This window comes from Viridibacterium curvum (assembly GCF_039544165.1).
GTDB lineage: Bacteria > Pseudomonadota > Gammaproteobacteria > Burkholderiales > Rhodocyclaceae > Viridibacterium > Viridibacterium curvum.
The window spans coordinates 1-7,314 of record NZ_BAABLD010000018.1 but is presented as its reverse complement, the minus strand read 5'-3'; the positions used below and the strand labels follow the sequence as shown (position 1 = coordinate 7,314).

Here is a 7,314-nt window from a genome sequence, read left to right as displayed (position 1 = left end):
CTCACGCCGCGAGCAAAGGCACACAACACTGTGGCGGCACGGGCTGCTTCAGTGGCCGAGATGATTGCGACGAGCAAAGCCAATGGTTATGCTGGGCGCAGTTTCTAACCCAAGGGCAATGCCGGTGTCACAGTCAGTCGCGGCTAACCAATCGGTCAACGGGACAGCCTGCAAGCTACGCTTGCAGGTGCCCTCCGCGCTTCGCGCTCCGGCTGCCCCTTACCTCAAACGTTAGGTCCTGAAAAACAGCCCGGCTTCTTTAGAACGTTATAGCAAACATCGATGATCAAGAAAATTCTCGAAACTGAAAACGTCGGTTCTTACGCAGCCCATCCGGTCAAGACTTGCACCGAATGGAATGGAGAGTTCAAGTCGCGCAACGTAATATATGGCGAGAATGGCGCAGGAAAAACCACATTAGCAATGATATTTACATCGCTCAGCGGCGACGACAAACTTTTAATAGAAAAACAAAAGATTGGATCAACTGGCGATCAAAAGATCCAGATCCTAATGAGTGATAACGCCAAGAGAAAGTATTCCAATGGCTCTTGGGACCAGCACCATCCAGAGGTCGAGGTATTCGACATTCACTACATCGAAGACAATGTTTACATCGGATCATCCCTGCTAAACAGAACAAGAAATAACCTATTTCAAATAATAGCAGGTGAGGACGGCATTAAGTTAAACAAAAAGCTAGAGGAACTCCATGAGCATCTTGATGAATTTCGGCAAGAAAGAAGAAGGATTAAAACTAGGCTCAAGCTCGAATCCGCATCACTTCCTAAAGAAGTAATTGCCGACCTGGGGGAGCGGGCAAGAACACTCAGCCAAGAACTTAAATACAAAGCAAACCACATCCGAGAAGTCAACATTGAACTAGGTGAGTATTCGAAGAGAATTTTCGAGGGAAGCATTGATGCCACAAACAAATACTTGAGATACTTTACTCCACACATACGGCTTGAAAAATTCTCAAAGAAGCACTCAGGACCTCGGCAGCTTGTTTCATACAGCCTCTCGGTCAGCGGTGAAGTCGTAGGGTTTGAGGGATTGAAAGGCGGCAGCAGGCATAAAATCAAGTACTCTTTAAGCGAAGGAGACAAAAGCGCATTCGCGTTCTCTTTCTTCCTGGCTCAATTGGAAAAGGGCGACATTTCAAAAAAAATAGTTGTGTTTGACGACCCCATATCCAGCTTCGATCAAGCCCGAAGAAACGCAACAATAAGCCAATTGCTAAAAATTTCTTCGAAGTGCAAGCAGCTGTTTGTTTCGACTCATGATATTCACTTTGCAAAGGCGCTTTCCAGAAAGATGGAACAGGCGTCGTCAGTCAATCTGAAGATTACAAAGAAGTCAAACAGTAGTTACATTGAGTTTCACGACATCGAAACTGAGACGCTCAGTGGAATTTTCAAGGACATAAATGTCCTGCGTTCATACTTGCTAAGCGGCGCAACTACAGAATTGGAAAAGCGAGAGGTTGTTAGATGCATTCGACCAATTCTGGAGGGAATTATTCGCATTAAATACTTTAACGAGATCGAAAGAGGCGAGTGGCTGGGGGATATGCTGGGAAGAATAGAAAACTCTCAGGAAGGCGATCGATTATTCAGAATCAAAAACCTTGCGGCCGATATTCGCGAAATAAACGACTATTCGAAGGAGTTCCATCATGCCGATCCGACCTCGCCATGGGGCGATACTATAAATAATGAGGAGCTTAGAATATTTGTTGGCAGAACCTTGCACACAATTGATCAAATATAGTCAACCCAGAGATACATTCAGCGTAGTCTCAACGTTGAAATGCAACACCCACGATGAAAGAGTCGCCTAACAAATCAGTCAAGCGGACAGCCCAAAGCTGCGCTTTGGGTCCCCTCCGCTGCTTCGCAGCTCCGGCTGCCGCTTACCTCAAACGTTAGCCGTCAATGTCCAGCGCGAGTTTTATCGAATCTCGGGCCTTGGGTTTTCATGGTGCGCGCCGCGCCACACTTTCATTGCGCACGCCGCAGTCGTTGCGGTTTGACGTGGCGCAGGTCGTGCAGGTTTGTGGCTTGGGTTTGCCCGGTAGGCCGCTGTCATTGTCGCTCGGGTTCGTTGTAAATTGCTCGTCATTCCCCGATGGCACGCGGGTGGCCCGTGCCGTTGCTGATCGGACGTCCGGCACGATGACCAAGAGGGTTTGCAAGGCTTCGGCTAACCCGGCAGTCGAGAGGGACGGCCCAAAGCTGCGCTTTGGGTACCCTACGCCGCTCCGCGGCTCCGGCCGCCCCTCACTTCTACGTTAGGCTTCTTATGTATCTACTAGATCACCTGCAGGAATGGGCGAGAGGCAAGGCGCAGATTTTTACCAGCGGCTCTTTTGCGGTGGCGGTGTCTGAGGTACTCGGCAAGGAGAAAAAAGCCCGCTACGTTGAGCTCGAGGGAAACAACTTGCTGGCGCGAGCAACGCTGTGGGAAGACGGTGCACTTGAGCTGGAAGCGATAAACGAACAATCCGAAACTGTCATCCAATCTTCTCGCGCCACTCCTACGTCAGCGCAATTAGATGACAGTCTGAACTGGTGGCTGAGCGAGATTTCAACCTATGTTCCACCAGCAGCCTAACAATTCCGTCGAGAGGGACCGCCCACAAGCTGCGCTTGTGGGTTCCCTTCGCGGCTTCGCCGCTACGGCGGCCCCTCACGTCAAACGTTAGGTGCTATGCCTTTTGACTTCGTTGAACCAGAAGAATTTTTCCGTCAATTAAACGACGATAAAGAATTTTGCGCCGGGTTAGGAAAGGTCATGCTGGCGGCCGGCATGCTTGAAACAAAACTTCGCAGCTACCTGAAGGCAAGATCTATTGATTACCACCGAACAGCTACACTCGGTGGCTTGGTGAAAAAGCTCAAAGATGCCGACCTTCTCACGGAGAACGGCAAGAGCCACTTTGATGACATAACCAAGAAGCGCAACTATCTGGCACACAATCTCTACGGATTGTTTAGCAAAGAGCTAGAAGAAACGATTCTGCCCAGGGAGAATTTGGTCTCAATTGATGCGTCAATCTTTATCGATCGGGTCGAAACACTCGCGGAAGATTTTATGTTCTTCTCAAGTCTTGTTGCTAAAGCAGATCCGTTGAAGGCAAAGCTATTGTGATTCAACCCGCACCTAACCATTCCGTCGAGAGGGACCGCCTGCAAGCTGCGCTCGCAGGTTCCCTTCGCGGCTTCGCCGCTACGGCGGCCCCTCACGTCAAACGTTAGCCATCAACAGCCATGATTGAGCTCGCAACCATAGCCCAGGCAGTCTCTGTTTTTGCAGCTTGCTGGGCCATCATCTCCGGCATCGGCGCTTGGAAGAGAGAATTCATAGGAAAACGCCAAATTGAACTTGCTGAGCAAGTCCTCGCCAAGTTTTTCGAGATTCGTGACGCAGTTTCTTTCATTCGCAACCCTTTCTCGCACAACGGTGAAGGCTCAACACGACAGCGTGGCGATAACGAGACCCCCGAGCAAATCCAGTTGCTTGATCGCGGCTACATTGTGGTTGAGCGTTACGCAAAGAAGGAATCTGCATTCGCAGAGTTCAACACTCTCAAGTACAGATTCATGGCCTCCTTTGGCGCTCAAACGGAGGAAATATTCGTTGAGACCAATCGTGTTCTGAACTCGATTTTCGTGTCGGCTCAGATGCTTGCAACTCACTATTGGCAGCGCCAAGGTCGAGTCCAGATGGAGGCCGATGAGTTTCAAAAACACCTAGATGAAATGCGTCGTCACGAGGGAATTTTCTGGGATATCGGCACCGATACAGATGAAGTACGAAACAAGCTCAAAGACATCCAAGACAAACTTGAGGCAGCCGTAAAACCTTGTTTCCAAGAGCCTGCGTCCACCTACTCTGTGTTCACCNCCGGCTGCCCCTTACCTCAAACGTTAGAGCGCAGGCATGAACACCGTTGAAATGGCCTCACTCATCACATCAAAACTGCCTGAAGTTAAGACAGGTGCTTTGAGGTTTTGGGGCGAATGGTTTGGTCGCCCGTACGACAACATTCATCAAATCGTGAGCTGTTCCGCCCTGGACGGCTCGTTGATAATTAAGTTCAATGAGGCAGAAACTCTTACGATTACCAACCCCATTGGTTTGAAAGTCGAAGAGGAAAAATTCTTTGTCCAATCGGCAGACTGCGTGCGGTGGGAGTGGTTTTGTTACGGCAGGCTGCATACGCCTGAGAACCGATACTTCGAAGAGTTCAAACGAACGGAAAGCGGTATTGTCGCCAGCACCAACATAGATTGGTGCGAAATGAGCTTGAGTCCATCTGCTTCGGAAAAGGCTGTCGAAATCCTGTGAAAATGCGCTCTAACACTACAGTCGAGAGGGACAGCCAACAAGCTGCGCTTGTTGGTTCCCTCCGCGCTACGCGCTCCGGCTGCCCCTCACTTCCACGTTAGGCCGCACACACAATGATCGACCTCGCTGCCGCCAATCACACAAATCGAGAGCTTGAGTTGATGCTTAATCAAGGCAAGCCGCTCGCGATGTTTTGTGAAGAAGTCAGTTTTCTTCCAAACGAGGAAATTATTCCAGAGGAGAAATTTGCGCCGCATGTTGCATCGGGTCGCTTCGTACGCAACGAAGAAGTATTCAACTTTGGGTACAACGAGCGCCTTGGCCGAGATGCCATGATCAAATACGTTTTTTTTGCCCCAGCATCTGAAGCATGGAGAATCCCTGCAATGAAATTGGTTAAGAAAGTTCTACAAAAAACGGGCAGAAACCCGGAGGAACTTGAACGGATCGAAAGTCATTTGTTGGGCTACACCGACGAAGAGGTCGATGCGTGGTGCAATAAGGTTTATCGTGGCACCTCGGCCTAACACTACAGTCGAGCGGGACAGCCACAAGCTGCGCTTGTGGTTCCCTCCGCTTCGCTCCGGCTGCCCCTCACTTCCACGTTAGACCGCAACCCAATGACGAGCACCGTGACTCTCGCTGAGGTGATTGCTTGCATCCGGGATAGCCAAGGCATCAAGGAGGCAAAGCCCATATCTGAGGCCACACTGCTGGAGCGTGATCTCGGGATTACTGGCGATGATGGGAGCGAGTTGCTTGAGGAGCTTCAAAAGCGTTTTGGTGTGTCATTCACGGGGGCCGACGGCACGCTGCGCGAAGCATTTGGCCTTGAAGAAGACGAGTATCTATTTCATAGCGAAGGCATGAGCCTGTTTTTGATGATTGCGAACCTCTTTGGCTTCTCAATAGAGAAAGTCAAACCTCTATCGGTTGCTCAGTTGCACCATGTCATCCTAGAGAAAAGGAAAACCGGTGGTGATCGAACCAAAGCGGTCTAACCCTGCAGTCGAGAGGGACAGCCAACAAGCTGCGCTTGTTGGTTCCCTCCGCGCTACGCGCTCCGGCTGCCCCTCACTTCCACGTTAGCCGCTCGTTTCGTTGCGGGCACCTCGCTACGGCCTGCCCGGAGAGCCAATACTGGTGCGGCTCTTCAGGCATCTGTTTTTCGTGCTTTCTTTGGCGCAATCGCACGCGGGGTTTGAGGGCTCGGACGTTCGGGATGAGGGTGAGTCACGGACGATCTGGCACGACAAGGATGGCTTGTCCGCGCACGAGAAACAGTTGGTCGTTCATCGCTCGGGCACAGTTTCAATCGTGCAAGCGAACAATCAAAAATTCACTGGCTTCATCGGTCAGCTTCGCGGGTCATGAAAGCTCTGTAGGGTCAGGCGGCTGCCGCCGCGAGCAACGGCACACAGCCCTGTGGCGGCACGGGCTACTTCAGTGACCGAGATGATTGCGACGAGCAAAGCCAATGGTTATGCTGGGCGCAGTTTCCAACCCAAAGGCAATGCCGGTGTCACAGTCAGTCGCGGCTAACTCATCCGTCAAGGGGACAGCCTGCAAGCTGCGCTTGCAGGTGCCCTCCGCGCTTCGCGCTCCGGCTGCCCCTTACCTCAAACGTTAGACGACACCGATTTCTGGGCCATCTTCTATGTTCGGCAAACTCTTCAAAAGCAAAGAACCCGCTCCAGCACCCGGCGATGAAGCCCTCAACATCGCTGAGATTCCCTACGCCAACGGCAAGATCAAGTTTCGTTACAGCCGCCGCTTAAGTTCGGATGGGCAGAAGTGGATGCGGCATGGCTTGTTTGTCGCGTACCACGAGAACGGCGTTGTATCTTCGGAAGGCCACTACGACGATGGCCTAGAGGTTGGCGTGTGGAAGAGCTTTCACGAAAATGGAAAAGTTGCCTCTGAGGGCTCATATCGCCAAGGTAAGGAAGACGGAGTTTGGCGATTCTGGAATGATCATGGGCAAGAGGAAAAACCAATCCGTTATGCAAAAGGCGAAGAAGTCGTCTAACCCTGCAGTCGAGCGGGACAGCCACAAGCTGCGCTTGTGGTTCCCTTCGCTTCGCTCCGGCTGCCCCTCACTTCCACGTTAGATCTTACGAACTCATGGCCTTATTTCTGCTCGCTCTAGTCGTTTGTGTCCTAGTTCATCTGTCTGCTATCGCCGCAGCCGGCGCAATGCTGGGGGTTTCTGTTCAGCAGTTTTCTCTGGGCTTCGGCCCAACACTCTTCACTAGAGGACGGTTTCGACTTGGCCTCATTCCGAGCGGTGGATCAGTCACGTTCCTGGACACAACCTCCACAGAGGTGCCAGATAGTGAAAAACACAGGGCGCTCGATCAGCAGCCCCTCATCAAAAAGCTCGCCATTTGTCTCTCTGGCTGCGTAGCTTTAGCCGGACTATCAGTAACGCTTGGCGGATCTGCTGCGTTCGATGAAATGGCAGCTACGCCATATCAGTTCGCTTCAGGCGCTTTGTCACCTTTTGACCAGGCAAAATCACTGATCAGTGCAGCTAGCGCTTTCATAAGCAGCGCAGGATTCCTCGCGCTGCTATCCGTTGTGGCTGCAAAGAATTGCGCACTCAACGCAATGCCACTCACTGCACTTAATGGCGGCGATGCTTTAGCCGCTATAGGTCGTAGCACGGGCCTTATCCGATGGTGGCCGAGAAAGGCAACACTGCTGCTGTTCTTTGTCCTGTTAAGTGCCTTTATATCGTGGGGTATTGGGATAGCTTCTTATGCAATTGCAATCTAACCCTACAGTCAAGCGGACCGCCACAAGCTGCGCTTGTGGTTCCCTCCGCGCTTCGCGCTCCGGCGTCCGCTTACTTCCACGTTAGCCGCTCGTTTCGGTGCGGGCCCCTCTCCCGGGCCTGCCCGGAGAGCCAATACTGGTGCGGCTCTTCAGGCACCATTTTTCAAGGCCCTGTTCCGCACT

8 protein-coding genes are annotated in these 7,314 nt (G+C 51.7%); all 8 read left to right on the top strand.

Translation table 11 applies throughout. From position 1 onward, the window contains the following. Window positions 1-282 precede the first annotated feature (282 nt). The 8 genes from ABEA02_RS19865 (at window position 283) to ABEA02_RS19830 (ending at window position 7,131) form a co-directional block, all read left to right on the top strand. Complete coding sequence (locus tag ABEA02_RS19865; RefSeq protein WP_345534892.1) at window positions 283-1,773, top strand: AAA family ATPase; 1,491 nt, start codon at window positions 283-285, stop codon at window positions 1,771-1,773. Between the two features lie 531 nt (window positions 1,774-2,304). Next, the gene (locus ABEA02_RS19860) at window positions 2,305-2,616 is read left to right on the top strand and encodes an immunity protein TriTu family protein (RefSeq protein ID WP_345534891.1); all 312 of its coding nucleotides are present in this window, start codon (window positions 2,305-2,307) and stop codon (window positions 2,614-2,616) included. A gap of 96 nt (window positions 2,617-2,712) precedes the next feature. Beyond that, the gene (locus tag ABEA02_RS19855; protein ID WP_345534890.1) at window positions 2,713-3,153 is read left to right on the top strand and encodes a hypothetical protein; all 441 of its coding nucleotides are present in this window, start codon (window positions 2,713-2,715) and stop codon (window positions 3,151-3,153) included. A 792-nt stretch (window positions 3,154-3,945) separates the two neighbouring features. Then, window positions 3,946-4,353, top strand: a complete 408-nt coding sequence (locus ABEA02_RS19850; protein ID WP_345534889.1) for a hypothetical protein — start codon at window positions 3,946-3,948, stop codon at window positions 4,351-4,353. 113 nt (window positions 4,354-4,466) lie between these two features. Beyond that, complete coding sequence (locus ABEA02_RS19845) at window positions 4,467-4,880, top strand: hypothetical protein (RefSeq protein ID WP_345534888.1); 414 nt, start codon at window positions 4,467-4,469, stop codon at window positions 4,878-4,880. Window positions 4,881-4,973: 93 nt separating this feature from the next. Beyond that, window positions 4,974-5,354: a DUF1493 family protein gene (locus ABEA02_RS19840; protein ID WP_345534886.1), complete on the top strand. Its 381-nt coding sequence runs from the start codon at window positions 4,974-4,976 to the stop codon at window positions 5,352-5,354. A 656-nt stretch (window positions 5,355-6,010) separates the two neighbouring features. Continuing rightward, window positions 6,011-6,382, top strand: coding sequence for a toxin-antitoxin system YwqK family antitoxin (locus tag ABEA02_RS19835; RefSeq protein ID WP_345534884.1), 372 nt, complete (start codon window positions 6,011-6,013; stop codon window positions 6,380-6,382). A gap of 95 nt (window positions 6,383-6,477) precedes the next feature. After that, on the top strand, window positions 6,478-7,131 hold the full coding sequence (locus tag ABEA02_RS19830; RefSeq protein ID WP_345534883.1) for a site-2 protease family protein: 654 nt from the start codon (window positions 6,478-6,480) through the stop codon (window positions 7,129-7,131). Window positions 7,132-7,314 lie beyond the last annotated feature (183 nt).